The organism is Bacillus sp. AC266 (genome assembly GCF_979253805.1).
Window position 1 is genome coordinate 657,368 of record NZ_CEEDEC010000001.1, and the last position, 26,943, is coordinate 684,310.

General features: G+C 34.7%; 31 protein-coding genes and 1 pseudogene. 25 read left to right on the plus strand and 7 right to left on the minus strand.

Going from position 1 to position 26,943, the window contains the following annotated elements; all coding sequences use genetic code 11:
- Positions 1-3: 3 nt before the first annotated feature.
- The 3 genes from acoB to lpdA are packed head-to-tail and all read left to right on the plus strand — an operon-like array spanning position 4 to position 3,660.
- The gene (gene acoB, locus AC0IXC_RS03435) at positions 4-1,038 is read left to right on the plus strand and encodes an acetoin:2,6-dichlorophenolindophenol oxidoreductase subunit beta (RefSeq protein WP_002085142.1); all 1,035 of its coding nucleotides are present in this window, start codon (positions 4-6) and stop codon (positions 1,036-1,038) included.
- A 27-nt stretch (positions 1,039-1,065) separates the two neighbouring features.
- Positions 1,066-2,265 (plus strand): dihydrolipoamide acetyltransferase family protein, encoded by a 1,200-nt coding sequence (locus tag AC0IXC_RS03440; RefSeq protein ID WP_326997324.1) that lies wholly within the window; start codon positions 1,066-1,068, stop codon positions 2,263-2,265.
- Positions 2,266-2,280: 15 nt separating this feature from the next.
- Positions 2,281-3,660, plus strand: coding sequence for a dihydrolipoyl dehydrogenase (lpdA, locus tag AC0IXC_RS03445; RefSeq protein ID WP_471652579.1), 1,380 nt, complete (start codon positions 2,281-2,283; stop codon positions 3,658-3,660).
- 168 nt (positions 3,661-3,828) lie between these two features.
- Here lpdA and AC0IXC_RS03450 read toward each other — a convergent pair whose 3' ends face one another.
- Positions 3,829-4,422 (minus strand): hypothetical protein, encoded by a 594-nt coding sequence (locus AC0IXC_RS03450; RefSeq protein ID WP_061674243.1) that lies wholly within the window; start codon positions 4,420-4,422, stop codon positions 3,829-3,831.
- A gap of 220 nt (positions 4,423-4,642) precedes the next feature.
- Here AC0IXC_RS03450 and AC0IXC_RS03455 point away from each other — a divergent pair.
- A pseudogene (locus tag AC0IXC_RS03455) lies at positions 4,643-5,297 on the plus strand (DUF4085 family protein).
- 49 nt (positions 5,298-5,346) lie between these two features.
- Here AC0IXC_RS03455 and AC0IXC_RS03460 read toward each other — a convergent pair.
- A complete protein-coding gene (locus tag AC0IXC_RS03460) occupies positions 5,347-5,838 on the minus strand; it encodes a hypothetical protein (protein WP_016101293.1) in 492 nt (163 codons plus the stop codon).
- Between the two features lie 251 nt (positions 5,839-6,089).
- Here AC0IXC_RS03460 and AC0IXC_RS03465 point away from each other — a divergent pair, with 251 nt between their 5' ends.
- The 6 genes from AC0IXC_RS03465 to AC0IXC_RS03490 all read left to right on the plus strand — a co-directional run bounded on the left by AC0IXC_RS03465 (position 6,090) and on the right by AC0IXC_RS03490 (position 10,568).
- Positions 6,090-6,860 (plus strand): DeoR/GlpR family DNA-binding transcription regulator, encoded by a 771-nt coding sequence (locus AC0IXC_RS03465; protein ID WP_471652580.1) that lies wholly within the window; start codon positions 6,090-6,092, stop codon positions 6,858-6,860.
- A 12-nt stretch (positions 6,861-6,872) separates the two neighbouring features.
- Positions 6,873-7,469 (plus strand): GNAT family N-acetyltransferase, encoded by a 597-nt coding sequence (locus AC0IXC_RS03470; RefSeq protein WP_471652582.1) that lies wholly within the window; start codon positions 6,873-6,875, stop codon positions 7,467-7,469.
- On the plus strand, positions 7,442-7,780 hold the full coding sequence (locus AC0IXC_RS03475; protein ID WP_002127705.1) for an NIPSNAP family protein: 339 nt from the start codon (positions 7,442-7,444) through the stop codon (positions 7,778-7,780). Before AC0IXC_RS03470 ends, AC0IXC_RS03475 begins: the two co-directional genes overlap by 28 nt.
- A 314-nt stretch (positions 7,781-8,094) precedes the next feature.
- Positions 8,095-9,945 carry a sigma-54-dependent Fis family transcriptional regulator gene (locus tag AC0IXC_RS03480; protein ID WP_256486183.1) on the plus strand — a complete coding sequence of 617 codons (1,851 nt, stop codon included), beginning with the start codon at positions 8,095-8,097 and terminating at the stop codon, positions 9,943-9,945.
- A gap of 115 nt (positions 9,946-10,060) precedes the next feature.
- Positions 10,061-10,306 carry a DUF3977 family protein gene (locus tag AC0IXC_RS03485; protein WP_471652583.1) on the plus strand — a complete coding sequence of 82 codons (246 nt, stop codon included), beginning with the start codon at positions 10,061-10,063 and terminating at the stop codon, positions 10,304-10,306.
- Between the two features lie 22 nt (positions 10,307-10,328).
- On the plus strand, positions 10,329-10,568 hold the full coding sequence (locus AC0IXC_RS03490) for a DUF3953 domain-containing protein (protein WP_002085155.1): 240 nt from the start codon (positions 10,329-10,331) through the stop codon (positions 10,566-10,568).
- Positions 10,569-10,615: 47 nt separating this feature from the next.
- Here the strand turns inward: AC0IXC_RS03490 and AC0IXC_RS03495 are convergent, their stop codons facing one another.
- A complete protein-coding gene (locus AC0IXC_RS03495) occupies positions 10,616-11,227 on the minus strand; it encodes a TetR/AcrR family transcriptional regulator (RefSeq protein ID WP_471652584.1) in 612 nt (203 codons plus the stop codon).
- 159 nt (positions 11,228-11,386) lie between these two features.
- Between AC0IXC_RS03495 and kynU the strand changes: the two genes are divergently transcribed.
- The 5 genes from kynU to AC0IXC_RS03520 all read left to right on the plus strand — a co-directional run bounded on the left by kynU (position 11,387) and on the right by AC0IXC_RS03520 (position 15,878).
- A complete protein-coding gene (gene kynU / locus AC0IXC_RS03500) occupies positions 11,387-12,673 on the plus strand; it encodes a kynureninase (protein WP_002032712.1) in 1,287 nt (428 codons plus the stop codon).
- A gap of 2 nt (positions 12,674-12,675) precedes the next feature.
- Entirely contained in the window at positions 12,676-13,305 is a 630-nt protein-coding gene (kynB, locus tag AC0IXC_RS03505; RefSeq protein WP_341085794.1) for an arylformamidase, read from the plus strand.
- Positions 13,306-13,338: 33 nt separating this feature from the next.
- Complete coding sequence (kynA, locus tag AC0IXC_RS03510) at positions 13,339-14,178, plus strand: tryptophan 2,3-dioxygenase (RefSeq protein WP_471652585.1); 840 nt, start codon at positions 13,339-13,341, stop codon at positions 14,176-14,178.
- A gap of 126 nt (positions 14,179-14,304) precedes the next feature.
- Positions 14,305-15,222 carry a serine hydrolase domain-containing protein gene (locus AC0IXC_RS03515; protein ID WP_002136669.1) on the plus strand — a complete coding sequence of 306 codons (918 nt, stop codon included), beginning with the start codon at positions 14,305-14,307 and terminating at the stop codon, positions 15,220-15,222.
- A 20-nt stretch (positions 15,223-15,242) separates the two neighbouring features.
- Positions 15,243-15,878 (plus strand): Pr6Pr family membrane protein, encoded by a 636-nt coding sequence (locus AC0IXC_RS03520; RefSeq protein ID WP_215589738.1) that lies wholly within the window; start codon positions 15,243-15,245, stop codon positions 15,876-15,878.
- A 56-nt stretch (positions 15,879-15,934) separates the two neighbouring features.
- Here AC0IXC_RS03520 and AC0IXC_RS03525 read toward each other — a convergent pair whose 3' ends face one another.
- Positions 15,935-16,267 (minus strand): DUF3889 domain-containing protein, encoded by a 333-nt coding sequence (locus tag AC0IXC_RS03525; RefSeq protein ID WP_088039514.1) that lies wholly within the window; start codon positions 16,265-16,267, stop codon positions 15,935-15,937.
- 145 nt (positions 16,268-16,412) lie between these two features.
- On the opposite strand from AC0IXC_RS03525, the gene sleB reads away from it, so the two are divergent.
- The 6 genes from sleB (at position 16,413) to AC0IXC_RS03555 (ending at position 20,858) form a co-directional block, all read left to right on the plus strand.
- Positions 16,413-17,192 (plus strand): spore cortex-lytic enzyme, encoded by a 780-nt coding sequence (sleB, locus tag AC0IXC_RS03530; RefSeq protein WP_002013086.1) that lies wholly within the window; start codon positions 16,413-16,415, stop codon positions 17,190-17,192.
- Between the two features lie 15 nt (positions 17,193-17,207).
- A complete protein-coding gene (ypeB, locus tag AC0IXC_RS03535; RefSeq protein WP_215589737.1) occupies positions 17,208-18,548 on the plus strand; it encodes a germination protein YpeB in 1,341 nt (446 codons plus the stop codon).
- A 26-nt stretch (positions 18,549-18,574) separates the two neighbouring features.
- Positions 18,575-19,171 (plus strand): YhcN/YlaJ family sporulation lipoprotein, encoded by a 597-nt coding sequence (locus AC0IXC_RS03540; protein ID WP_002085166.1) that lies wholly within the window; start codon positions 18,575-18,577, stop codon positions 19,169-19,171.
- Positions 19,172-19,275: 104 nt separating this feature from the next.
- Positions 19,276-19,632 (plus strand): hypothetical protein, encoded by a 357-nt coding sequence (locus AC0IXC_RS03545; RefSeq protein WP_002127693.1) that lies wholly within the window; start codon positions 19,276-19,278, stop codon positions 19,630-19,632.
- 27 nt (positions 19,633-19,659) lie between these two features.
- A complete protein-coding gene (locus AC0IXC_RS03550) occupies positions 19,660-20,157 on the plus strand; it encodes a GNAT family N-acetyltransferase (RefSeq protein ID WP_215589736.1) in 498 nt (165 codons plus the stop codon).
- Positions 20,158-20,321: 164 nt separating this feature from the next.
- On the plus strand, positions 20,322-20,858 hold the full coding sequence (locus tag AC0IXC_RS03555) for a DUF1697 domain-containing protein (RefSeq protein WP_471652586.1): 537 nt from the start codon (positions 20,322-20,324) through the stop codon (positions 20,856-20,858).
- Between the two features lie 41 nt (positions 20,859-20,899).
- Here AC0IXC_RS03555 and AC0IXC_RS03560 read toward each other — a convergent pair whose 3' ends face one another.
- Positions 20,900-21,304 carry a hypothetical protein gene (locus AC0IXC_RS03560; protein WP_471652587.1) on the minus strand — a complete coding sequence of 135 codons (405 nt, stop codon included), beginning with the start codon at positions 21,302-21,304 and terminating at the stop codon, positions 20,900-20,902.
- A gap of 209 nt (positions 21,305-21,513) precedes the next feature.
- Here AC0IXC_RS03560 and AC0IXC_RS03565 point away from each other — a divergent pair, with 209 nt between their 5' ends.
- Positions 21,514-22,683 (plus strand): ParM/StbA family protein, encoded by a 1,170-nt coding sequence (locus AC0IXC_RS03565; protein WP_002013097.1) that lies wholly within the window; start codon positions 21,514-21,516, stop codon positions 22,681-22,683.
- A gap of 11 nt (positions 22,684-22,694) precedes the next feature.
- Complete coding sequence (locus tag AC0IXC_RS03570; RefSeq protein ID WP_002085171.1) at positions 22,695-23,030, plus strand: hypothetical protein; 336 nt, start codon at positions 22,695-22,697, stop codon at positions 23,028-23,030.
- A 280-nt stretch (positions 23,031-23,310) separates the two neighbouring features.
- On the opposite strand, the gene mle is transcribed toward AC0IXC_RS03570, so the two are convergent.
- Complete coding sequence (gene mle, locus AC0IXC_RS03575) at positions 23,311-24,168, minus strand: alpha/beta fold macrolide esterase (RefSeq protein WP_215589735.1); 858 nt, start codon at positions 24,166-24,168, stop codon at positions 23,311-23,313.
- A gap of 236 nt (positions 24,169-24,404) precedes the next feature.
- On the opposite strand from mle, the gene AC0IXC_RS03580 reads away from it, so the two are divergent.
- On the plus strand, positions 24,405-25,331 hold the full coding sequence (locus tag AC0IXC_RS03580; protein ID WP_471652588.1) for an NADP-dependent oxidoreductase: 927 nt from the start codon (positions 24,405-24,407) through the stop codon (positions 25,329-25,331).
- 73 nt (positions 25,332-25,404) lie between these two features.
- On the opposite strand, the gene AC0IXC_RS03585 is transcribed toward AC0IXC_RS03580, so the two are convergent.
- Complete coding sequence (locus AC0IXC_RS03585) at positions 25,405-25,833, minus strand: cell wall hydrolase (protein ID WP_002013108.1); 429 nt, start codon at positions 25,831-25,833, stop codon at positions 25,405-25,407.
- A 157-nt stretch (positions 25,834-25,990) separates the two neighbouring features.
- Between AC0IXC_RS03585 and AC0IXC_RS03590 the strand changes: the two genes are divergently transcribed.
- The gene (locus AC0IXC_RS03590; RefSeq protein WP_471652589.1) at positions 25,991-26,905 is read left to right on the plus strand and encodes an acetamidase/formamidase family protein; all 915 of its coding nucleotides are present in this window, start codon (positions 25,991-25,993) and stop codon (positions 26,903-26,905) included.
- The last annotated feature ends 38 nt before the right edge of the window (positions 26,906-26,943 follow it).

The following is a 26,943-nucleotide window of genomic DNA, read 5'->3' on the forward strand; positions in this document are numbered from 1 at the left end:
ATAATGACTAGAACAGTAAGTATGTCAACTGCAATTAATGAAGCGATGAAAATATCAATGCGTCGTGATGAAAATGTAATTTTAATCGGAGAAGATGTTGCAGGCGGTGCACAAGTGGATCACTTGCAAGATGATGAAGCATGGGGCGGTGTACTCGGTGTTACGAAAGGACTTGTACAAGAATTTGGTCGAAATCGTATTTTAGATACTCCAATTTCAGAAGCGGGTTATATGGGAGCGGCGATGGCAGCTGCTGCAACAGGTTTACGCCCGATAGCTGAATTAATGTTTAATGATTTTATCGGTAGTTGTCTTGATCAAGTATTAAACCAAGGTGCAAAGTTCCGCTATATGTTCGGTGGAAAAGCGAAAGTGCCAGTTACAGTACGTACGATGCACGGTGCTGGATTTAGCGCAGCGGCACAGCATTCACAAAGTTTATATGCGTTATTTACGAGCATTCCAGGTATAAAAGTTGTCGTTCCTTCCACTCCTTATGACGCAAAAGGCTTATTATTAGCGGCAATTGAAGATGACGATCCAGTAATCTTCTTTGAAGATAAAACACTTTACAATATGAAAGGCGAAGTACCAGAAGGGTACTATACAATTCCTTTAGGAAAAGCAGATATTAAACGTGAAGGTTCTGATGTAACAATCGTTGCAATTGGAAAACAAGTTCATACAGCACTTGCGGCTGCAAAGCAATTATCGGAAAAAGGACTCGAAGTAGAAGTAATCGATCCACGTTCTTTATCACCGCTGGATGAAGATACGATTTTAGCATCTGTTGAAAAAACGAATCGCCTAATTGTTATTGACGAAGCAAATCCAAGATGTAGTATCGCAACAGATATTGCGGCAATTGTAGCGGATAAAGGATTCGATTTGTTAGATGCACCTATTAAACGAATTACAGCGCCACATACACCAGTTCCGTTTTCGCCACCACTTGAAAAGTTATATTTACCAACGCCGGAGAAAGTAATTGAAACTGTATCAGAGATGATCGGAGACCAATCTTTATTACGTGTGTAATGAAACGATGAGAAGGGAGAGAGAAACATGGCTGTAGAAGTTGTAATGCCGAAGTTAGGTATGGCGATGAAAGAAGGTATTATTACGAGCTGGAATATTAAAGCAGGTGATAATGTAGAAAAAGGTGAACTAATTGCTAGTATTAACTCGGAAAAAATCGAAACTGAAATAGAAGCACCAGCTGATGGAACTGTTCTTGATATAGCTGTAAGTGAAGATGAGGGAGTGCCGCCGGGTACTGTAATTTGCTACATCGGTAAACCGGACGAAAAAATAGAAGTCTATGAAAGTACAAATGTTGTAGAAGAAAAAATACCTAATCCAGAACCTAAAAATATACAACATCCAGAACCATATGCGAAAGAAATAGCAAATCAAAGAATCAAAATTTCACCTGTTGCGAAGAAAATTGCAAAGTCTGAAAATCTGGATATCAAGGCATTAGTTGGTACAGGTCCTGGTGGAAGAATTACAAAGGTAGATGTGTTAAAGGTGCTTGAAGAAAGAGTGCCGATTCCAGAAGTACTTGAACAAGAAGAAAGTAAAGTCATTCCTGTTACTGGTATGCGGAAGGCAATTGCGAACCGTATGCATGCAAGCCTACAAAATAGTGCGCAATTAACATTAACGATGAAAGTAAATGTTACAGATTTAGTTGCTTTACATAAAGAAATAGCGGAAGTTGTACAAAAACGATACGATAACAAACTAACTATTACTGATTTCGTTTCTCGTGCTGTTGTATTAGCGCTTAGAGAGCATAAAGAAATGAACAGCGCGTATATAAATGATGCCATTCATCAATTTGAACATGTTCATTTAGGTATGGCGGTCGCGTTAGAAAAAGGATTAGTCGTTCCAGCTATTCGCTTTGCTAATAATCTATCTTTAGTAGAGTTATCTAAAGAGATTAAAAATGTGGCACAAAAGGCACGAGCAGGCAGTTTAAGTAGTGATGATATGCAAGGGACAACATTTACAATTAGTAATTTAGGTAGCTTCGGTATTGAATATTTTACGCCAGTATTAAATACACCTGAAACTGGTATTTTAGGTGTAGGTGCAATTGAACATGTTCCTGTATATAAAGGGAAAAAATTAAGAAAAGGAAGTATGTTACCTTTAAGTTTAACATTCGATCATCGTGTACTAGACGGTGCACCAGCAGCTGCATTTTTACGCACAATTAAACGTTATTTAGAAGAACCTGTAACAATTCTTTTATAAAGAGAAGGTGAGAAAATGAGTAATTTAGTTGTTATTGGGGGCGGACCTGCTGGTTATGTAGCGGCAATTACCGCGGCTCAAAATGGAAAAGATGTCACTCTTATTGATGAAGCTGATCTTGGCGGGACTTGTTTAAATTTCGGTTGTATGCCTACGAAATCATTGTTAGAAAGTGCGGAAGTATACGATATTGTTAATCATGCGAATCGTTTTGGAGTATTAGTAGATAAGCAGAATATATCAATTGATTGGAAACAAATACAGACGAGAAAATCACAAATCGTAACGCAGCTCGTCCAAGGAATCCAATATTTAATGAAGAAAAATAAAATAAAAGTTATACAAGGTAAAGCGAAATTTGAAACGGATCACCGTATGCGAGTTACACACGGTGATAAAGAAGATGTAGTAGATGGAGAACAGTTCATTATAGCGGCAGGATCAGAACCAACTGAATTACCTTTTGCTCCATTTGATGGGAAGTGGATTTTAAATAGTAGTCATGCAATGTCCCTAGAAAATATACCAAAATCATTATTAATCGTTGGTGGTGGTGTAATAGGTTGCGAGTTTGCAAGCATTTATAGTCGTCTTGGAACAAAAGTTACGATTGTTGAAATGGCATCGCAATTATTACCTGGTGAAGATGAAGATATCGCACAAATTTTAAGGGAGAAACTAGAAAATGATGGCGTAAAAATATTTACAGGAGCGGCTTTAAAAGGATTAAATAATTATAAGAAGCAGGCTTCATTTGAATATGAAGGAAGTATCCAAGAAGCCAACCCGGAATTCATTCTCATTTCTGTAGGTCGAAAACCACGTGTACAAGAATTAGCTTTAGAAAAAGCAGGCATTCAATTTTCAAATAAAGGAATTTCTGTGAATGAACATATGCAAACAAACAGATCACATATTTATGCAGCGGGTGATGTGATTGGTGGAATACAGCTTGCTCACGTTGCCTTCCATGAAGGAACGACAGCGGCATTACACGCGAGCGGAGAAGATGTCAAAGTAAACTATCATGCTGTACCTCGCTGTATTTATACAGCTCCAGAAATTGCTAGTGTCGGTTTAACAGAAAAAGGAGCAAGAGAGCAATACGGTGACATCCTCATCGGAGAATTCGCATTTACAGCGAACGGAAAAGCGCTTATTATTGGAGAACAAACGGGGAAAGTAAAAGTTATTGTGGAACCTAAATATCAAGAAATTGTAGGGATTTCTATTATCGGTCCTCGTGCAACCGAACTAATCGGACAAGGAACGGTGATGATTCATACAGAAGTTACAGCTGATATAATGCGAGATTATATTGCAGCACATCCAACTTTATCTGAAGCAATCCATGAAGCATTATTGCAGGCAGTAGGACATGCTGTACATGCTTGAAGGTAAAAAGACCAGTCTAATAGGACTGGTCTTTTTAATAAATAATATTTAAGTAGCAATATGTATAAAAAGATACTAGAAAAATCACTATACTCTCATGTTTTTTTAATCGATGAGAGTATAGTGATTTTGAAACTTCTTCACTTATTTAATTGAAATGCGCTGTTACTATTTAATTTCAATAGCTGAAGTTATATCGTTCCAATCTGCAGCTAAATTAGCAGTTTGACCATACCAATCAGAGTGTCTAAAGGAGACACCTTTTCCATATCCTTGAGTTGAAGAATGTTCCCATAGCGTTGTTGAATAACTTGCAGAAGGTGAAGCTGTACTTACAGAAGAAATTCTGTCGTTCCAGCTAGAAGGTAGGTTTTTAAAGCCACTGCTCCAATAAATATACTGTCCACCTTTATTTTGATGCTCATAAAAATCGGTACTACCAGCACCACTACCTAAAGGGTTAATTTTATTTTTAAGTGCCTTTTTATCCTTTTCAATAAAAGCATTCAATGTTTCTCTGCTAGTAAAGCCATAAGCTAACCAATCTCCATTTTCATTTTGCTTAGGTAGTACCATAGTAATTTGGATGTCTTTTTTTGATTGATCGCTTAATTTTGTGAATGAATTAACATTCTTTTCATCAACTTTTAAATAATCAAATGATTTAATTGTATTATCTTTTTCTGCAGCACTTACTACTCCTAATCCTCCAGTTAATGCAAAACCTGCTACTAATGTCCCTGCTACTAATTTCTTCAACATATAACCATCCCTTTTTGTTTAGATTTTTGTACAGGTAAAACTTGTACATGTAAAATGTATTCTAATTTCACATTTTTGTAAATATTCTGAAGTTTTAGAAATAATAGGCGGAATATTTACATTTTTGCATTTATTCTTTAGAAAAAATAGCTATTGGAATGATATAATAAATAGATATATTGCTTTTGTTGGATGTTGAAATGTTTTAGGAGGAAAGCCATTGAAGTATTTCAATAAAGATTGGTATAAAGAAATGCAAGTATCTGGATTTTTAATTTTCTCAGAAACATTAGAAGAATGGGAAGAGATTTTGCGAGAGAGCGAAAAGGTAGGAATGGATTATAAGAAAAGTTTGAGAGAAGACATGGAAGAAAAGAAAGAAGATTTATTAAAGTTTCTACCTAAGTCACTACATCCATACATTCATGACAATACAATTAAGTCAGAATACCCATCAGAAAAGTTAAAGAAACTTATGCTTGATTGGACAGAAGATTATGAGAAAAGAATGAATGATTTAGAACAAGCTTATATAGATAATTATAATGCTATAAAAGAAAAGCTCGCGCAGAATGTCGTTCAACTACATGAATACTCACTACATGACAGTGTAGTCAAATCAGTAGAGAGAAGATCAAAAGATACGCTAATCATAACTTTAGATTGCAGTGGTACTTTCAGTGAATTTGACAAACTGGAAGTAACTTTTACAGGCGTAACGAAATGTTCTATTCCGGAAAATTTTGAAGGTGCTTGGTGGTTATGTCATGAAATAGATCTTACTAATGAAGGTTTCGAATGGGTGTTTTATTTGATTGCCATTTGAAGAAGTGACGATTTGTGCAAAAGATGTATTGCTTGAGAAAAGTAACTAGTAAACTTTATAACTTTACAAACAAAAAAACAGTCTTATATGACTGTTTTTTATTTAGATGCTAAATTATCAAGTTTCCAATATGTATCTGTTAACGGCGCAGCTTTGCTATCTATGTATAAATACATATTATTTAAATCTTTTGGAGAAGTTTTCATATTAAATACAATGTCGGTAGTTAAAGAAAACTCAGATGGAACCTTTTTAGCATTTTCATTTTGTATAAATTCACCTTCGTATTTTTCACCCGTTTTTTCATCTTTTATGAAATATTTTATTTCTGAAAGATCTATCGTTTGTCCGTCAGCACGAGCATTATTTATAGTAACGCGAGCTGTGAGACGCCACTCTTTGTCTATTTTATCGAATTTTGCATTTTCAACAGTTGCTCTATAGTATTCGTTTTTAAATATTTCCCCATAGTGCATTGCATCCTTTTCAAAAGCGCTCTTTTCTTGTTTTGGTGCAGTATTTCCACTACATCCTGCCATTATTCCTGTAAATAATAATGCTGTACAAGTTACTTTAATTATAGATTTCATAGTAATCCCTTTCTGTATTAAAAAGTAAAACATAGGAATAATTTTACATCAGTAGGAAGGGAAATGGAAGTATGTTTGTGGAATATGCAAATATACATTTATTTCGTTTTCAAGTTAATGGGATAGAAAGAGGGAGAAAAACTGTATAAAGCTGAATAAATAAGAGTTGAAAATATTGTAATACAGAAAAAGCATACATATAATTAAAATAAAGATTAAATTTCTGAATCTTCAATAATGGTGGTGATAACATGTTCACTGAAGAGCGTAGAGAGAAAATTTTAGAGTTACTTAAGAGAGATGGAAGAGTAATCGCAAAGGATCTTGCGGTAAGTTTTGATATGTCTATTGATTCTATAAGAAGAGATCTATCTATTATGGAGAAAGAGAGTTTATTAAAAAGAACGTACGGAGGTGCAGTTGAACTTACGCGAGTGAGAAACTTAGCTGCCGAACCATCGAAACGTTATCGTGATAGTTCAATAGATGAAGACGCGATTGCGAAAGTTGCTGTATCCTACATACAAGAAGGAGATTCCGTTTTTATTGGCGGGGCTTCCATTCATTATGCCATGTTAAAGTATTTACCTGAAACATCATTTACAGTTATTACGAATGCTTTAGAAATTGCTAGTAAGTTACGAGAATATAAGAACATTGATACGTACTTAATTGGTGGAAAAGTGAAACCATCAGGAAATATGACAGATACACTGGCCTCTGAATTGATAAGTAGATTCTCTATTGATCTTTATTTCTCTACAGGTGGCGGTATTTCATTGAATGGTATAAGTACTGCGACACCGGAAGTTGCTTATTTTGGAAAAACAGTAAGTAATATTTCTAGAAGAAATATTTGTTTAGCTCCTCATAATAAACTTGGAATAGACTGCTTTATAAAAGGAGAGTCACTGATAGAAATTGACCTTATAATAACAGATGAAGGGGCTAGTAAAGAAACGATTCAACAATTTGAGAAACAAGGTAAAGAAATTGTAATAGCGTCAATAGACCTCATTTAAAAGGAGTTTGAAATGATTATAAAAGGACAAGAGTTTCATATAAATGGATTAACTTATACAGTTCGTTCTGCAGTTCAAACGGATGCTGAGCAGTTATCAGAAATTAGAGTTCAGATCGATGGCGAAACTGAAAATATGGATAGAGAGGCTGGAGAGGGGTTTATTGATAAGATAGGGTTTCAAAAAATAGTAAAAACAGATAGTGAAGAGATGAAGAATCTTTTTTTAGTTGCAGAAGTGCACAACCGAATCGTAGGATTTTCGAGATGTGAAGGATCAAATTTGAAGAGATTATCCCATAAAGTAGAGTTTGGTGTTTGTATTTTAAGAAAGTTTTGGGGATATGGAATGGGTAAGAGTCTATTGCAACAATCTATTCAGTGGGCTGATGAAAATGAAGTGAAAAAGATATCATTGCAAGTGTTAGAGACAAATGAGAAAGCTATTCAGCTTTATAAAAAGTTAGGTTTGGAGGTAGAAGGTATTCTAAAAAATGATAAAAAACTGTCAGATGGTAAGTATTATAATACGGTAGTAATGGGAAGGTTTACTGATACTTTTCATAAAAGTGGTGAAGAAGTATGTTTTACAGAAGGAAATACTATGTAGTAAAAAATGAATTCATAGAAATATTTAATGATCATTTCAATGATACTAATTTACCTAATCAAATAAAATATGGTTCTCGTTTAATAGGACGCTGGATGAAAGATAATAATGATGGTACGACTGAAGTATTTGCAATATGGGAATATGATAGTTATGAACAGTATAAAGAAATTGAATCAAAAATTAGAAGCGACAAGATACATGTTAAAAGAATACATGATTGGTATGAAAAACATGGCGGGAAAGAATATGTTTTACAGGAGTACATATTAGAGTTAAAAAATGAAGAGTTAGTATGTACTGTAAAGTGATAGAGGGGTGAGGAATAATGGGAATTAAAACAAAATTATATTTTAGTTTAGCATCCAGCATTTTATTTGCAATAGCGGTGATAGTTTTCTTTATAAACGGCAACCCACAAAAGTGGTTTTGGTTATGTATTTTCTTTGCGTCCATTATACAAAATATAGTTCTACTAAAAAAGAATAAAGAAGTTTATTAAGATATTCAAATTATTAACATATTTGTGTCATCTTTCTAGTTGTATTGAAAACGCTTTTATTCAGTTTTATAATAAAAGTATGTTTTATAAATCTCCAAAACAATTAATAGGGGAGATGATACAATGTTAGCTTCACCGTTTTACTTACATACATGGAAAAAGTTTGTGGATGAAGGAGTCCTTGATTCGAACCGTATAAACGAAAGAATTTCAGAGTCATGGCATCGATGTAAACAAGCAAATGTGAATCCTCATATGAATAAAGGTCAGAAAATTTTGTCTTCTGATATTTTTCAGGATCAAAAGAAAAAGAGTGAAATCTTCCTTGATATAGCAATACCTCAAATACAAAATATGAGAAAAACCATTGATGAACTGCAAATGATGGCATTATTAATTGATCCAGATGGTTATGTTCTATCATTAAGTGGGAATCAGCAAACTTTGAAACGAGCGAAACATATTAATTTTATTGAAGGTGTGAAATGGACGGAAGCAGCTGTTGGTACAAATGCGATAGGAACAGCGTTACAGATTGAAGAGGCTATTATGATAAGTGGTACAGAGCATTATTCTGTCGCATCTCATAGCTGGAGCTGTGCGGCCTCTCCGATTCATAATGATGATGGGAAATTAATTGGTGTTCTAGATTTCTCCTGTCCAATTGAGTTTTCACATCCATATATGCTCGGAATGGTAACTTCGATCGCGCATGCGATTGAACGTGAATGTAGTATTCGAGTACATCAAAATGAACTGCATTTAATCCATCGTTTTTTAGATGTAATTGACAGTGAAGAACAAGTTGTTATTTGTAACCATCGTGATGTTATCGTTTCTGCGAGCAAGAGGGTTCGTGAACGAGTATGTAATTGGTCACGAATGAAACTTGAAGATTTAATGCACAATGGATTGAAACCTAAATTAGAGGTACCGGTATATAGTAATGATAGAATGATTGGGAAATGTATTTACTTAAAGGAAAATAAACAAGAAAATTTATTTTCTCCTTATCCGTTTATAAACGGAATTACTTTCCCTGGAGTTATTGGGACAAGCAGCGTATTTCAACATACTTTAGAAGAAATTAAGCTTGTTTCACCAACTGACGCTAGTGTATATGTATGTGGTGAAACAGGTGTAGGGAAAGAATATGTAGCGAGAGCGATTCATGAAAATAGTCCAAGAAAAAACGGTCCTTTTATAGCTGTTAACTGCGGTTCATTACCGAAAGAATTAATGGAAAGTGAATTATTCGGTTATGCTGAAGGTGCATTTACAGGTGCGCGGCGCCAAGGATATAAAGGGAAATTCGAACAAGCAGACGGAGGAACAATATTTTTAGATGAAATTGGTGAAGTGCCGCCAGAGATGCAAGTGGCATTATTGCGTGTTTTGCAAGAACGAACAGTAACCCCAATTGGTAGTTCAAAAGAGGTACCAGTAAATATTCGTATTATTACTGCGACACATAAAGATTTACTACGATTAGTAGAAGAAGGGAAATTCCGTCAAGATTTATATTATCGTTTACATGTTTATCCGCTATATGTTCCGTCGTTAATAGAAAGAAAAGAGGATATTCCGTACTTCATACAACATTTTTGTGAACGAAAGGATTGGAATGTTGTATTTCCAAAGAGTATTTGTAATCAATTTTTACAGCATACATGGCCCGGAAATATTCGAGAATTATTAAATGTATTAGAACGCATATACATTTTGTCGCAAGGACGGGAAATATGCGAAAAACAAATCTCTTTTTTATTACAAACAATGATTGGAAATCAACATCAACTTGAATTGCAAGCAGAAAATAAAACGGAGCATACATTAAATTTCCGTGAAAAAATACAGCGTGATAGCATGATTGAAGCGCTAGAAAAGACGAACGGAAATGTTTCATTAGCTGCAAAACTATTAGATGTGCCACGCAGTACGTTTTATAAACGTATGCAAAAATTTAGGCTATAAAAGTAGATTTTTGTAATCTACTTTTTCTTTATGGGCTCACGTTCTGTCGGAATGTGCGCTTGCCAGGGAAATAATAGAATAATTAGAAAGAAGATTTCCTGAAGGGGGGTAGCATGTGAAGTATATTGAAATTGGAATGGGGAATAGGTGGTTCATTCGAACGGAAACCGAAAATAAAGATGGAACTGAATTCGAGGAACGAGGAATTATTAAACCTATTTATTTTGAGTCTTTATATGTACGGATTTGGTTTCGGAAAACGTGTTTTATTTTTGATACGAAAGAGGGCTTTAAGAAAGTAAGAAAAAGTAGAGCTGAGTATAAGTTTATTGTTGGAATGGTGAGTAGGTTAAAACAATAGAATCACACAGGGGGGTGTTTTTATGATTAGAATTATCACATTCATACTCGCTTTTATTATAATGGGCTATTCTATTTACAGTTGGAATGATGATTCGAAGCAAAGTATGCTCATTTTACAATTACTTTTAGGTTTTATGCTTGCCGGTATGGGGATACAAAACGTTAAGAAGGATGAAAAAGAGAATAAGAATATGGGGCTTTTGCTATTACTTACATCACTTTTTTGTATTATTGTATCGTTAATAAAATATTTTAAATAAACCGTTACTAAGCATATTGAGTAACGGTTTATTGAGGTTATAATGTGCTATTTATATAACCCCGTCGTATACATTACTGTTAAAGTATGTACAATTTCTTCTAATTCTAGTTCTTTATCATTTTGCACGATTGTCCAAAGAAACGTTTCATTCATAGAGAACCAGCCGCATGCGACAATCTCTTTATTTAACTCAGTTCGTACTAATTCATTTTTCTGGGAATGAGTAATGTCTTGTATAATCCGTGTTACAAAGCGTTCGCGAATCTCATCCCATTTTTGACGTATTTCTTTTGAGGTTCTTATTGCTTCTTCAACAACTTGTAATATAGCTCTTTCTTCTTGTGCTAACTGTAAAAAAGCGCGTACTTGATTCTGAATCATATCTCGTGCTTCAGCCTTTGTTTGAGGGGAAAAAGAGCGATCAGCAATATCATAAAAGCGATTCATAACATCTTCCATCAAAACGACGAGGAGAGCATCTTTGTTTTTAAAATATACATATGCTGTTCCATAACCAGTTTCTGCATGTTTAATAATTTGCGTGATTGTAGTTTTCTGAAATCCGTTTTTTATAAACATAGTATAACCGGAATGTAATAGTTTCTTTTTTGTTTCTAAGGAGCGGTGTTTTCTTGTTGAAAGAGTAGAATTTTTCAAGGAATCACCTCTTTATACTGAAATATCTGAAAATATAATTGTATTGTAAAAGAAGTTTGTATATAAAGTCAACTGACATAATATCATTGACGTTATATCAATTTAAGTGATATATTTCAATTAGTTAGAATAAAAAGAAAATTAAAAGAAGGTGACACCATGTATAAAGAACCATTTCAACCAACTTATGAGTATGCGCTTGAATGTGATAAACATGATGAACTGAAAGATTTTCAATCTGAATTTTATAAAAAAGAAGGAACAATATATTTAGATGGTAACTCTTTAGGGTTGCTTTCAAAAAGAGCAGAGAAATCGTTACTTACCTTGCTAGATTCATGGAAAGAGTTTGGGATTGATGGATGGACTGAAGGTGAGCATCCATGGTTTTTCCTTTCGGAGAAATTGGGTGAATTGACAGCACCTCTTATTGGATCTTTACCGGAAGAAACGATTGTAACCGGTTCCACGACTGCGAATATACATCAAGTTATTGCGACGTTTTATGAGCCAAAAGGAATACGAACAAAAATTCTTGCGGATGAATTAACTTTTCCGTCAGATATTTATGCACTTCAGAGTCAAATTCGTTTAAAAGGCTTAGATCCAGATGAACATTTAGTACGAGTGAAAAGCCGAGATGGAAGAACACTTTCTGAAGATGATATTATTCATGCGATGACCGATGATATCGCTTTAATATTATTGCCTTCTGTACTATATAGGAGTGGACAAATTCTTGATATGAAGCGATTAACAGCTGAAGCTCATAAACGTGGTATTCATATCGGTTTTGATTTATGTCATTCAATCGGCTCCATTCCGCATCATTTTAAAGAGTGGGATGTAGATTTCGCTGTATGGTGTAATTATAAATATTTAAATGCAGGTCCTGGTGGTGTTGCAGGCCTTTATGTAAATAATAAACACTTTAATAGACTCCCAGGATTATCTGGTTGGTTTAGTTCTAGAAAAGATAAGCAATTTGATATGGAGCATTCATTAACTGCGGCTGACCATGCTGGAGCTTATCAAATAGGGACACCTCACGTATTAAGTACTGCACCATTAATCGGTTCTCTTGAAATTTTTAAAGAAGCTGGTATTGAAAAGTTACGTGAAAAATCATTACATATTACGAGATATATGCTTGATTTAATTGAACATGAATTAAAAGGCTTTGAATTTACAATTGGAAATCCATTAGAGGATGAAAAACGAGGCGGGCATATTTATTTAGAACATGCCGAGGCGGCACGTATATGTAAAGCGTTAAAAGCAAATGGGGTTATTCCAGACTTTAGAGCTCCAAATGGAGTTAGACTTGCGCCTGTTGCTTTATACAATACGTATGAGGAAGTATGGAATTCTGTACAAATCTTAAAGAACATTATGAAAAATGAAGAATATAAAAACTTTGAAAATAAGCGAGAGGTTGTGGCGTAAGCATGAAAACATCGCAGTGGATTGATATTTCACAACCGCTAAATAATGATATCGCGACATGGCCAGGGGATACACCGTTCTCGTATGAAGTTTCATGGTCAAAAGAAGACAGTGGCTCAGTAAATGTCGGAAAGTTAACGATGAGTATCCATACAGGTACTCATATTGATGCACCTTTTCATTTTGATAATGACGGTAAGAAGGTGTTGGATTTAGATATTCAAGTTTATGTTGGTCCAGCACGGATCATTGACGTTTCTAATCTTGAAAGCATCGGGAAAAAGGAATTAGAAAACTTTCATTTAGAAGGTGTAGAACGATTGTTATTACGTACATCTTCACATGGTAAAGCAAATGAATTCCCAGATGTAATCCCGCATTTACGCGCAGATATTGCAGCCTTTCTTTCTGAAAAGGGAATTCGTTTAATCGGGGTGGACGTACCATCTGTTGATCCTTTAGATGATAAAGAACTAGCAGCGCATCATCAATTATTTAAACATGGAATTCATATTTTAGAAAATGTCGTACTAGATCACGTAGTAGACGGCGATTACGAATTTATTGCATTACCACTTGCATTAACAGATGCGGATGGGAGTCCAGTTCGAGCTGTTATTAGACCAATATAAGTAGAAATGAACACAAAGGGGCGTTTGGCTAATATGAAAGAAAATGAAAAGGTAATTATGGAAAAAGGGATTCATACGGATTTTAAGGAGAATATGACGTACGGAGAGTATTTACAGCTAGATAGCTTATTATCTAGTCAACAAAGATTATCAGATCATCATGATGAAATGTTATTTATCGTCATCCATCAAGCGAGTGAGCTTTGGATGAAACTAATTTTACATGAATTGAATGCAGCGATTGAATCTATTAAACAAGATAAATTACCACCAGCCTTTAAAATGTTAGCACGTGTATCAAAAATTCAGTCGCAAATTATTCAATCTTGGGATATTCTTGCGACATTAACGCCATCAGAATATATTGAGTTCCGCGATTCACTTGGTAAGGCTTCAGGTTTTCAATCGTATCAATATCGAATGATTGAATATGCACTTGGTTATAAAACACCACATGCATTAAAAATTTATGAAAAGGACCCAGAATTACATGCTCGTCTTCATAAAGCACTTCATGCACCAAGTTTGTATGATGTGGCGATACAAGCCCTTGTTAAAGAAGGATTTCCAATTCATAAAGATGTGTTAAATCGTGATGTTACGCAGCCTTACGAAGAGGATGCAACTGTAGAAGCGGCTTGGATAGAAGTATATGCGGACGTGCAGAAATATTGGGATTTATATCAGCTTGCAGAGAAATTAATCGATATTGAAGACTGGCTACAACAATGGCGTTTCCGTCATATGAAAACGGTAGAACGAATTATTGGTCATAAAATGGGAACAGGTGGCTCTTCTGGCGTATCTTATTTAAAGCGAGTGCTTGATCAATGCTTCTTCCCAGAGCTTTGGAACGTTCGAACGAAATTATAAAAATAAACTTGTCAGCTATTAAATGCTGGCAAGTTTATTTTTTTGTTTTAATAACAAATATGATTTAATAGAGAGAACGAGATGAACTACAAATATTACATAACCGTTTAGATGGAGGAAGATTTCTTGAATTTCGAGCAATTACAAAATAAATTTGAAAAGAAAAAGGTTAATACATTTCTTGTTTATCAAAAGGGGGAATTAACGACTGAGTACTATAAAACGATAGACTGTGCAAATGACTTATTTAAAATTAATTCGATTACAAAAAGTATCGTATCTATATTAATTGGTATCGCAATTGATAAAGGATTTATAAATAATATACATACACCAATCACAACATGGATTCCCAATGTACCGGAGAAAAAAAGGGAATTAACACTGTATCATTTATTAACGATGACAACAGGAGAAGATTGGCAAGAATTCGGCAATGGGGTTGTTTTCCCGAATGACTTTGTGGAATCAGACAATTGGGCACAATTCATTTTAGAAAAGCCGTTCATTGAAGACGTGGGTATGAAAATGAATTATAACTCAGGTTCTTCTCACTTACTTAGTTACATCATTCAAGAATCAACTGGAATGTCGACGGAGCAGTTCGCGAAAAAGTATTTATTTGATCCATTAAACATTACGGAATATGAATGGCAACAAGACCCGCAAGGTGTATATGTCGGGGGATTCGGTATGAAAATGAAATCTATAGATTTATTAAAGTTAGGAAAATTATGTTTGCAGAATGGATATTCGAAGGGAAATGAAATTATATCATCGAAATGGTTAGAGCAATCAAGTACAGCTCTATTTGAAACGTATGAACATGTCGGGGCATATGGATATCACTGGTGGGTGTTAAATAACGAAAGATTTCACATACCGTATTGTATGTATTTTGCTATGGGATACGGAGGGCAATACATTATTATCATTCCGCAGTTAGAGCTCGTAGCTGTAATTAGTAGTCACATGCCAAAACGTGGCCTCGTACCATTAAAGTTATTTATAGAACATATAAAAGAGAATTCCAATCATAAATAAGTAGAGAAATGAGGTGTTTTATGAGAAGTGCAAAAATGATAGCGATTTATAGACTGTTATTAAGTCTTCTAGCGTTTAGTGCACTTATTACTCAATTTGTTACAAGGGCACAAGTGAAACCGTTCAATCCAGTTAACTTTTTTAGTTTCTTCACAATTGAAAGTAATATTTTAGTTGCGGTAATTCTACTATTTAGTAGTTTGGGGACAGCCCTATTTGGACGTTCCGAGCAGTTTGGAGTTCTTCGCGGCGCAGCTACAGTATACATACTGACAACAGGACTTATTTATTTTTTGTTATTAAGGGGATTAGAAGAGACACTTCAAACACCGATACCGTGGGTAAATACTGTGCTTCATTACATCATGCCGTTAGCGATGATTTTAGATTGGGTTATAAATCCACCTACGAAGACCATTACATGGAAACAGGCTGCGAGTTGGCTTGTTTTCCCGCTTTTATATGTTGTCTATAGCTTAATACGCGGGTCATTCGTGAATTGGTACCCATATCCGTTTTTAGATCCGAGAATAGGTGGATATGGGAGAGTATTTTTATATAGTATAGGGATATCCGTTGTTATTGGAGCTATTTGCGGATTAGTAAAAATGTTAGGGAATCGATCTTTGCATATAAAAAATAATCCTCCTTATTAAGGAAGAAGTACATAAAGAAACCTCTGTCTGTATGTAAAGACGGAGGTTTTTTTGTTTTACCGACTTGTCTTCTGAAAGGACATCTTTAAAAATTCCTCTGTTTTCGTATCAAACTCTACATCCACAAAAACACCATACTCTTTTCCACCCTCACGTAGCCATAATTTAAACTTTTCAACTGTTATTTGAACAGTTTTTGGTTGTCTACCTATATGAAGGTAATCGATAATCTCAGCTTTCGGATATTGTTCTTTCGTTTTTTCAACGGCTAGTTTACCCCATTTTGCATAGGGTGGCTGTGCGTGAACAATAGATGGGTCGGTATGTATATTTGAACATATTGTTATTAAAAAAAATATAAATGCTGTACGTACGAAGAATCGCTTCATAATAAGCTCCTTTTATTCTTTTTGTATATTGTTTACATATTTCTTCAAGCATATAAGTTTGGATTTTTTTGTCTTCTTTACATAAAAGCGAGGGTTTTACAAAACATAACCATGAAATCATTTCCGTAATTAAGGAGGGAAATACATGCGTCAAAAAGCTGTTTTTAAGATAGCGATTTTGCTTGTCTTTATCGGGCTATCTTTAATGGTAAGTAGTATACAGACCAAAAATGTGGAAGCCTTTTCTAATCAAGTGATTCAAAGAGGGGCATCTGGAGAAGATGTCATTGAACTGCAAACTCGTTTGAAATATAACGGATTTTATACGGGGAAAGTTGATGGTGTTTTCGGATGGGGTACATATTGGGCGCTTCGAAACTTTCAGCAAAAATTCGGATTGCCAGTTGATGGTTTAGCGGGTGCTAAAACGAAGCAAATGCTTGTAAAGGCAACGAAGTATGATAAGTCGACCGCTAATAAAGATACTACAACTAATAAAGGGAACAGTGGTGGAGGTACACAGGAAAATAAGCCGCCAAAAAGTACAGGGACAAATGTTCCAAACGGTTATTCTCAAAATGACATTCAGTTAATGGCAAACGCTGTATACGGAGAATCCCGTGGTGAGCCGTATTTAGGACAAGTTGCAGTAGCTGCGGTTATTTTAAACCGTGTCACAAGTGCATCATTTCCAAATACTGTTTCAGGAGTAATCTTTGAGCCGAGAGCATTTACAGCAGTAGCAGATGGACAAATATATTTAACGCCAAATGAAAATGCGAAAAAAGCCGTATTAGATGCGATCAACGGATGGGACCCAACTGGGAATGCATTATATTATTTCAACCCAGATACTGCGACAAGTAAATGGATTTGGACTCGTCCACAAATTAAAAAAATTGGTAAGCATATTTTCTGTAAATAGAGCGGAGGTGGAAACATGTTACGAGGTATTATCATCGTATTGTTAACAGTAGGTGTAGTCGGAACAGGGTATTGGGGCTATAAAGAGCATCAAGAGAAAAATGCAGTATTAATTCGAGCGGAAAATAGTTATCAGCGTGCGTTTCATGATTTAGCATATGAAGTTGATTTATTACACGATAAAATTGGAACAACACTGGCGATGAATTCACGTTCCTCATTATCGCCAGCTTTAGTAGATGTATGGCGTTTAACATCAGAGGCTCGTTCTGATGTAGGACAATTACCTTTAACATTAATGCCATTTAATAAAACGGAAGAGTTCCTTGCGAATATCGGTGATTTTAGTTATCGTGCAGCGGTTCGTGATTTAGAAAAAGATCCGTTAAATGATCAAGAATATAAAACGTTACAAGGTTTATATTCAAATGCAGCAAATATACAAGATGAACTGAGAAAAGTGCAGCATCTTGTATTGAAAAATAATCTTCGCTGGATGGATGTAGAAATGGCTCTTGCGTCAAACCAAGACCCAGCAGATAACACAATTATCGATGGATTAAAGACGGTAGAAAAGAATGTAACCTCATACTCGTCCACAAACTTTGGACCGACTTTTACAAGTGCACAAAAGAATAAAAAAGGCGGATTTGAAGCAAAAGGAAAGGCGATTTCGAAAGAGGAAGCGGAAAAAATCGCGAAATCATTTTTAAACTTAAAAGGGAATGAAAAAGTAGAAGTTGAGAAAAGTGGAAAAGGTGCAAAAGAATCATTCTACAGTGTGAAAATTCAAGATCCAGCAACGAACAATGAGTATTATATGGATATTACTGGAAAAGGCGGATATCCAATTTGGGTAATGAACAACCGAGAAATTAAAGAGCAAAAAATTAGTTTAAATGATGCAGGAAGTAAAGGATTAACATTTTTAAAGGATCACAAGTTTACAAATATGGAGCTGTTTGATAGCTCTCAATATGATAATATCGGTGTGTTTACGTACGTTGCAAGTGAAAATGGAGTGCGTATTTATCCAGAAGCGATCCAAATGAAAATTGCTTTAGATGATGGGTCGATTGTTGGTTTTTCCGCAAAGGAATATTTAGCATCACATCAAAAACGAACGATTCCGAGTGCGAAGCTAACCGCTGCTGAGGCGAGAAAGAAAATTAACCCCGATGTAAAAGTTATGGAAGAACGTAAAGCTGTAGTAGTAAATGACTTGCATAATGAAGTACTTTGTTATGAATATATTGGTACTTTAGGGAAAGATACGTACCAAATTTTCATTAACGCAAATAGCGGAGCAGAAGAAAAAGTGAAGAAGATGCAAGCTGTTGAAAAAATTTATGATTAAACATCAATGATAAAGTGGTGAAAATAATGAAAATCATTATATATATGTTAATGCTTTGTTTCGTTATTACTGGATGTAGCATTGGAAAAAAAGACAATCCTAATGAAAAGCCAGAACAAAAAAATGTCTCGATGAAAAATGTTACGTATACAAATAAATCAAATAAGCCAAATGAAAAAGCTGCTGATCATCTGGCATCTTTAGCTGCAAGTATACCTGGTGTAAACGATGCGACAGCAGTAGTAGTTGGGAAATATGCTGTTGTAGGTATTGATGTGAAAGCGAAACTTGATCGAACTCGCGTTGAGTCAATTAAGTATTCTGTTGCAGAAAGTTTAAAGAATGACCCGAACGGTGCTAATGCAGTCGTTGTAGCAGATGTGGATACGTATGAACGATTAAAACAAATAGGTAAGCAAATTAAAAAAGGTAAGACTGGTGAAGGCATACTTGATGAATTAGCAGCAATTGTTGGCCGAGTAATGCCGCAAGTTCCAAATGATATGATTGAAAATAGAGAAACGAATCCGATTAAAGATAATGATAAACAATTACCAAAAGATGAAGAACAAGAACTACGAAAAGAACAAGAAGATCAGTCAAATAACCATTTGAAAAAATAGTGAAAATCCCGTGCTAAATTGTACGGGATTTTTCTGTAAGATTAAATATTCAGTTTATTTTTAAGGGAATATATGGTTTAATAATGAGGGGAGGGACAACCGTTATGATGAAAAAAAGCGCACTCATATTAGGTAGTTTATGCATAGGTTTTAGTATGACAGCGTGTGACCAGAAGAAAGAAGTGAAGAAAAAAACAGCTATGTCTTCTACTATAACGGAAAATAAAAAGCAAGAGACCATTAATATAAATCATTTCTCAAATATTAATGAAGGAATGACTTATTTAGAAGTGAAAGATTTAATCGGTTTTGAAGGGGATTTACTCATAGAAGAAGGGGAAGAACATTCTACACGAATTAAGCAAATTTTTGCTTGGAAAGGAAACGATCCAAAATCATTTGCTAAAATAACATTTTTGGATGGAAAAGTGCATTCTAAAACACAGCAAGGTTTAAGTTAATAACTTGAAGGAATGGGAGAGTTAAGCATGAACATACATACAGGGGAAATACAATTAGTGCCGTATAAGGAGCAATATAAAGAGATAATACAATCATTTACTTTACCAAGTGAACAAGTTCAATTTACGGCGAATCCAGGTGAATTACTGGAGAAAGCGAAAAATGATCGAACGAAAAATGTAGTTGTTATTTTAGACTATAACGGAGTACCTGTCGGTGTATTTATATTACAAACAGGTGATAGGGTACAGGAGTTTACAGAAAATAAGGATGCCCTACTTTTAACTTCTTTTTCTATTAATCACAATAAACAAAATAAAGGATATGCTAAAAAATCATTGGCGTTATTACAAGACTTTGTAAAATATTATTATCCAGTAAAAAATGAAGTGATTCTTGCTGTAAATGAAAAAAACATTCCGGCACAAAAGTTATATGAGAAAGTTGGATTTCAAGATAAAGGGTTTAGAAGAATGGGACCAATTGGACAACAATTCATATTACATTTGCCTATAACGAGATAATGAGATAACAAAGCTTACTCTTGAAAAAAATCATGTAGTAAGTTTTTTAATTTGAGATATTTTCCGTACATGATATGTTAGATGTATTAAAGTAAGTATTCGAGAAGCATGAAGGTGCAAAACAATTCGATTGTTAAGCATTTAAATACGTGAGGGGTAATCATATGACAATTTATATTGCACTACTACGGGGAATTAATGTAGGTGGACATAAAGTAATCAAAATGGCAGATTTGAAAATAATGTTTGAATCAATAGGGTTAAAAAGAGTGAAAACATATATTCAAAGTGGAAATGTAGTGTTTGAGTCAGAAGAAGAGATAAGTTTTTTAAAGGAACGAATTGAATGTGAAATTAAGAACGTTTTTGATTTCAATGTTCCAGTCATGTTACGAGCAAATGATGAATTTATTAATATTATTAAAAAGTGTCCTTACGAGACCCATTCGTTATTAGAAGGAGAAAGTGTACATGTGGCCTTTTTAGCTAATCTACTTTCTGAAGAAGACAGTAAGCGGTTACTTATGTGCAAAAGTGACATAGAAGATTGCCATATCGAAGGAAGAGTAGTGTATTTATTTTTCAAAAAAAGCATTCGGAATTCTAAACTAATGAACCAGTTTCAAAAATTAAATACGCCAGCTACAGTAAGGAACTGGCGGACTGTGAATAAGCTGAAAGCAATAGCAGAAGGTATTTAAACATAAAAAAGTGGTTTTCTGCATTTAGAAAACCACTTTTTTTATTTATATTGTTTGGAGACAATGAGTTCAACAATTGGGAAAATAAGAAAGGAAGAACAGAGTGCAATAAAGAGTGGAAGGTTTTTTACACCATCCAAATTGGAACCCATAGAAAATCCTTCCGAGCAGAGTAATATAAGGAACATAACACCTACAAGCACGAAATACGCGATTTTAAAGCTTTTATAGGTAATTTGTTGTCCCATCTCATCTTGACTTTCTTCCGATACTCCGTTTGGATCTCCCCATGTAATATGATTTATTAAATTACTAAGTATTAAAGAGGCAGCGAAAATAGTCCCGCCCAAAATTGAACCTTCAGTTATGTATTTGTATGTGCCATGTACAAGTATAGCGATTAAAGATAAAGTTATGATTACAAAAATAATTTTTTTAGTATTCAATATATAATTGCACCTCCACTTTTGTAAAAAACTCTTTACATCCATAGTATAAAATTGGAAAAGTCTTATGTCAAATATTTTTTACATATGAAGTGAGTGTTTATAATTTTTTATTTTTGGGATAAATAAAAAATTAAATTACATTTGAATGTAAAAGAATGGGCTCGCATATATTTGGAAGGGATGTCAGATTAATTTAGGGGGTAGTTATGTCTATTCTTTTAAAAGCTGGTGCAGATGCAGGAAATAATGGTTTGAAGTTAATGGTGAAAGGGCAGGAACCTATTTTTATTCCGAGTATTTATTCCTTATATATAGGTGAGTCTACGGGCTTGTTAGATGAGGGTGAAGTTTCATCGTCAGAATTAGAGAATCACATTGATGTGACCATTAGTTCTCCATCGCTAATGTTAAATAATGTACGATACATCGTTGGAGAAAAAGTGATTCAAGATCAATTAAAAGGTACTGAAGTGGAGAAGAAATCAAATAAATCTACTGATGAATTAATGGTCATTACAATCCTTTCAGGTTTAGCGATAAGTGCTATGCGTCAAAGTCCAACTTCAAGTCATATTAATATTCGTTATGATTTATCTGTTGCTCTTCCAATGCAACTTATTACACAGGAAATTGCTGCTGAAAATGCGAAACGGTATATGGGTAATCACAAGGTCATATTCCATTATCCAAATGGACGCGATGTTACGATTAATGTTTCTATTGAGTTTTGTAAATGTCTACCTGAAGGCGCTTCTGGGACGTGGGGGATTGTATATGATGAGGAAGGAAATGTTGTGAAACATAAAATAGAATGTGAACAAAATCAAGTTTCAGAAATTGATTTTGTAGATAAAACTTTATTGTCTTTTGATATTGGCGCGGGGACAACGGAAGAAGTTGTTTCATTAGGGGTAAATTTCCGTCCGCAATTAAGTAAAGGATTATCATATGGTGTAAAAGAAACGTTACTACAAATTATTACGAGATGGAATCGGAAATATCCTACGAAAACAATTGATAGCATTACAGAATTTAACCAAATTTATTTAAATGAAAAGCACCCAAGAAATGCATTGTTAGTTGAGGAATCGCAGCCAGCATTTTTAGGTTTAGCAGCACGTGTCGCAACGGATATTATTAACAAAATTGATGATATGAAAGACGATCCATATGTATTTATTTATGGTGGGGGCGCAGTTATTATTAAAAATAGCTTAAAAATGATTTTGAAACAAAAAGGACGCTTGAAAAATGTGATCTTTGTAGATAACCCGTTATTCACCAATGCTCGTGGGTTATTAGTATATACATGCTCGCCAAAATATAGAGAGCATAAGCAAAAAGAGTTAGGGTTTACAAACTTAACGATAAGTTAGTTGGTGGAAGTATGCGATCTAGGCGATATAAACGTGGTGATCGAGTGAAAATTAATATTAATAAATCGGTATCGCCTGAAATGATTGCTTGGCTTAATAAACAATCTAATCCAACTAATTTCTTTTTCTTTGCGGCCCAGCAATTATTTAAACAAGTAGGAGATATTGATGTATCAAAAACCTTGCCAAGTAGCCATGTTTTTTCTTTATATATAGAACCATCATCTCTATTAAAAGTTGAAATGAATCCATTTAAACACGTACCACTAGAAAATAGTAAATCCACCGAAAATGTAAAAAAAAAATCGTGGGAATCTGTTGACCAGTTAGATTGTCCATTTTTTTAAGCATAGAAAAATATAGGTAGAGCCCATCACTATACATACGAATGCAGTGATGGGTTTTTGATATTGTATCGTAATCTTTATAAAGTGAAACTATAATCAGTGGGGGTTTTGTTCATCCCCCACTGATTATTAGCCTTCACCAATCGGGCGTTTACGGGCAGTTTATCTCCCACCTAATTTCTTTGCTTCAGCTGAATTTTGAGGTGGGAGTTTTACTGTCCACAAATAGCGGGATAAATAGAAGGGGCAAAACAATTTGTGCCCCTTCTAATAGTTGTTCTTATCTTATACTGGATATATGTTCTGAAACTGCTTTAATAATTTTATCCCAGTCATCGGGATGAATCTCGTGCCCTGTACCTTCAAGGGATAATAGCTTTGAGTTCGGAATTTCATCAATAAGTGCGAGTCCATGTTCAAGTGGAAGAGCTGTATCATGCGTACCATGAATTACTAAAGTAGGTACTAGTAACGACTTTAGTATACCTTCATAAGAATCATCACCTGTAAGGAGGGCGTGATTAAACATGCTTAATAGATTGTTAGCACGTTCTATTTCTTGCTTTACTTGTTTTAAAGTTCTTGCTTCATCAAATATACGCTTTGATCCACAGAGTAGACGTGATCCTGTAATTAAATATTTCGCTATAACATCTTTATTTGTCCAATCTAAATTTGCACCATTAGCATGATGTGTCAAAATTCTTTCATCCATTGGAGGCAAATCACGAGTATTGTTATCAGATCCAATAACGCTTGTTGCTAGTAATGTTAAGGTCAAAATTCTTTCTGGGTGTTTTACTGCAGCAATTTGAGCAATCATACCTCCTAATGACATGCCAAAAAGGTGTGCCTTGTCAATATGATACGCATCGAGTACTCCGATTGCATCTTCAGCCATATCTGCTACAGTGTAATTGGAAGTCCCAGGCTCATATGTAACAGAACGCCCAACATCACGGTTATCATAGCGAATGACAAACCTTCCTGTGCTAGCCAACCTTTCACAAAATTCTTCATCCCAATAAACCATTGAACACGTAGCTCCCATAATTAATAATATTGCTGGGTTATTAGGATTTCCAAAGCTTTCTGTACATATATCAATACCGTTTACTTTGAAAACTTGTTCACTCATAGCACACTCTCCGTTTCATTTAAAGGTCATTAATAAATAAAGAGAAATATAACTTTGGGTGTTTCTTAGGCGTAAATTAGATTGTATTTAAGTGAAATAAATGTTTTTTGCACTCATGATGCTTAATTAGTAGAGTAGCATAAATATCACCTCCAAACATATTTATTTTCATTCAAGGCGAAAAATTTTGAAAAATAATTGTTTGTTATTAAAATAAACAGCAAGGGGGAGAGGAAATGAAATCAATTGTTATTGATCAATATGGTAGTGTTGAAGAATTACAAGAAAGACAAGTTCCTAAACCAGTTGTTAAATGTAATGAAGTATTAATACGTATACACGCAACATCTGTCAATCCTGTTGATTGGAAAATAAGAAAGGGAGACTTACAAGAAAAGTTGCGATTTTCATTTCCAATTACATTAGGATTAGATGTTGCTGGAATAGTTGAAGAAGTTGGAGGAGATGTGAATCATTTTAAAATAGAAGATAAAGTGTTTACGAAACCTGAAAATATAGGGAAAGGTTCTTATTCTGAATACATTACAGTGAAATCAAATTTAGTAGCGCAAATGCCTAATAATCTTAATTTTGAAGAAGCAGCATCTATACCTCTTGCAGGACTAACAGCTTGGCAAAGTCTTGTTGATTACGCACAAATAAAAGAAAATGACCGAGTATTAATTCATGCTGGAGCGGGCGGAGTAGGGAGTTTTGCAATTCAAATCGCAAAATCATTTGGGGCCTTTGTCGCAACAACTGCAAGTAGTAAAAATGAAGAGTTTTTAAAGTCTTTAGGTGCTGACCTTGTTATTGATTATAAAAAAGATAAATTTGAAGAGCTACTATCAGATTATGATATTGTGTTAGATACAATCGGCGGAGAAGTACAAGAAAAAAGTTTTCAAATTATTAAATCTGGTGGTGTTCTAGTTTCTATCGTTCATGAACCACGTCATGAAGTAAAGGCCATAAAATCAGGGTTTTTATGGTTGAAACCAAGCGGGAAGCAATTGGACGAATTATCTGTTTTGATTGAGCATGGAAAAATTAAACCTATCATCAGTAAGGTTGTTCCGTTTAATGAAGAAGGAATTAGAGAAGCTCATATTTTAAGTGAAAGTCAGCATGTTAGAGGGAAAATTGTAATTACGATGGAATGATATTTACATAAATATACGAGTGGTGACTATATGAGATGAAAATAGTCACCACTCGTATATACTATAATTTTTGCTATCGTGAATACATTTTTGGACATTCATCACCACTTGGTTCGTAAAAGCAATGGCTTTTAAATTGCCCTGCAAACGGCTGATTATACCATTCGGGTGGACAAGCTCCAACTGGACGGAAATACCAAAGAGCCCATCGTGCTGGCCAGCGCCATTCACCTTGTAAAACTTTTCTTGCGATTTCTTTTTCTGATTCACGGGCACGTTGATAAAAGTAACCGTATTGAACTGCTTCGAATCCGCCAGGGCTTTGATATACTGCATCACGCACAGATCGAAGTTGTTTAAAATCTAAACAATCACAAAACACACGATTTACGACAACACAGCCAACAAGTTGTTCACCTTGTCGTCCTTCGCCCTCAGCTTCAGCACGGATTAAACGTGCTAGTAAATCAACGTCACTTTCGTTGTATGGAATAAGGGGCATAGTGATACCACCTTTCTTTAGCTCTTATAGTAAAGATTGTATGTTTTAAAATAAGCTAAGTGCTTTTTCACATGAAAATATCTTTGAATTTCAAGAGGAGCTTGTATGAAAAAAGCTAATTAGTAATAATAGATAAATATAAAAAGGGAGAGGTCTTATGTATCGTATTCATAAAGAACATATCATTTACGCAATGTCACCAGAAAATAATCCATGTATTGAAGTAGAAATTGGGAGCCGTCTTGTATTTGAAACATATGATTGCTTTGAAAATCAAATTGATTCTGAAGATGTTGTGTTTCAAGAATTAGATTGGAATCGAATAAATCCAGCGACCGGACCTGTACATATTAAAGGTGCAGAACCTGGTGATATATTAGTCGTAACGATTGAAAAGATTAAAATTGCAGAGCAGGGTGTTTTAACTACAGGTGCGAACCTAGGTGTAATGGGTGATGAGCTAAATGAAAATACAGTAAAAATTGTCCCAATACATAATGGACATGTTTCATTTTCAAATGAACTGCAAATTCCAATTAATCCAATGATTGGTGTGATTGGTACTGCACCGAAAGAAGAGAGTATTTCATGTGGTACACCGCATGATCACGGCGGGAATATGGATTGTAAAGAAATCAAAGAAGGTACAACGTTATTATTACCTGTAAATGTTCCTGGTGCTCTTTTAGCATTAGGCGATTTACACGCTGCGATGGGTGATGGTGAAATTGGTGTTAGTGGAGTAGAGGTTGCTGGTGAGGTAACTGTAACTGTTCAGACTATAAAAGGAAAGAAATGGCCATTACCATTGGCTATTCAAAAAGAAAAAATAATGACGATTGCTTCAGAGAAATTGCTAGATGATGCAGCGAATCGTGCTGTACGTAATATGGTGACATTTTTACATGAAGAATTAGAAATGTCTAAAGCTGATGCAACTCTTTTATTATCAGCAGCAGGTAATTTGAAAATTTGCCAAGTTGTGGATCCACTAAAAACGGCGCGGATGGAACTAGGAAGGGAATATGTGGAGAAGTTAGGATTTTCTCTAAATGAATTTCATATTAAATAAGAAAAATAGAAAAGGATACTTTTGTATAAAAGTATCCT